This window comes from Vibrio sp. Vb0349 (assembly GCF_033338975.1).
Genome location: NZ_JAWOTS010000414.1, coordinates 1 through 1072, shown reverse-complemented (window position 1 = coordinate 1072; position 1072 = coordinate 1). Strand labels below are relative to the sequence as shown.

1 protein-coding gene is annotated in these 1072 nt (G+C 47.4%); it reads right to left on the bottom strand.

Features of this window, described 5'->3' with window-relative positions; translation table 11 throughout:
- Positions 1 to 13: 13 nt before the first annotated feature.
- Positions 14 to 1072: L-asparaginase 2 (gene ansB, locus R7Q47_RS26265; RefSeq protein ID WP_318090263.1), on the bottom strand; the 1059-nt coding region annotated here is incomplete at its 5' end.

The following is a 1072-nucleotide window of genomic DNA, read 5'->3' as shown; positions in this document are numbered from 1 at the left end:
TTATGGTTGTTCCTTAGTAGTACTGGAACATCTTCTGAACGTCTTGATAGTTCTTCGTTTGCGTGAGTGACAACATCAGCAAAATACGTGCTTTTTGTGGGTTTAGCGTGCCTGATGCAACAAAGCCGTATTTATCATCATCAATTTCCGCGTCCAAAGTCGTTGAACCAGTTGGCGTGCGAGAGCTTCTGACGACAATAATGCCATCTTTGCTCGCTTTTTCTAGCTCATCAAAGACCGTGTGGTACAAGTTACCATTACCCACACCAGCACTCACAATACCGTCAAACTTGGCATCAACCAAGGCTTTGACTGGCAAGCTCGACGCATTCGCATAGTTATAAACAATGCCTACTTTAGGTAGTGTGTTGAGTTTTGATACGTCGAATGGGGTTTCTGTGGTGTGTTTACGTTCAGGGCTTCTTTGGTACTTTGCATCGCTGTTGTGAATGTAGCCAAGAGGGCCAAAATTTGGAGATTGGAACGTACTTACCGAGGTGGTGTTGGTCTTCGTTACATCTCGCGCATCGAAAATGGTGTCATTCATTGCCACTAGTACGCCGCGGCCTTTTGAGTCCTCATCGGTTGCAGTAACAACAGCATTGTATAAATTGACCGGGCCATCGGCACTCATGGCGGTAGATGGTCGCATCGCGCCCACGATCACAACGGGCTTGTCGCTCTTCACCGTTAAATCAAGGAAGTATGCGGTTTCTTCCAACGTATCCGTACCATGAGTGATGACGATACCGTCAACATCATCTTGAGCGAGCAGCTCGTTAACTCTTTTCGCTAACTTCAGCCATACCTCATCGTTCATGTCTTGAGAGCCGATGCTGACGACTTGCTCACCAGAAATATCCGCAATGTTGGTCATGCTCGGCACAGCAGAAATTAATGATTCGACGCCAACTTTACCTGCGGTGTAGTTCGACTCAGTGGCAGATTGACCTGCGCCAGCGATGGTGCCGCCAGTCGCGAGGATTTTGATATTAGGAAGATCGGATTGGGCGAACGACAAAGAACTGAGGCACAAACCAAGGGTAATCGTACTGAGGCGGAAAAGATTTTT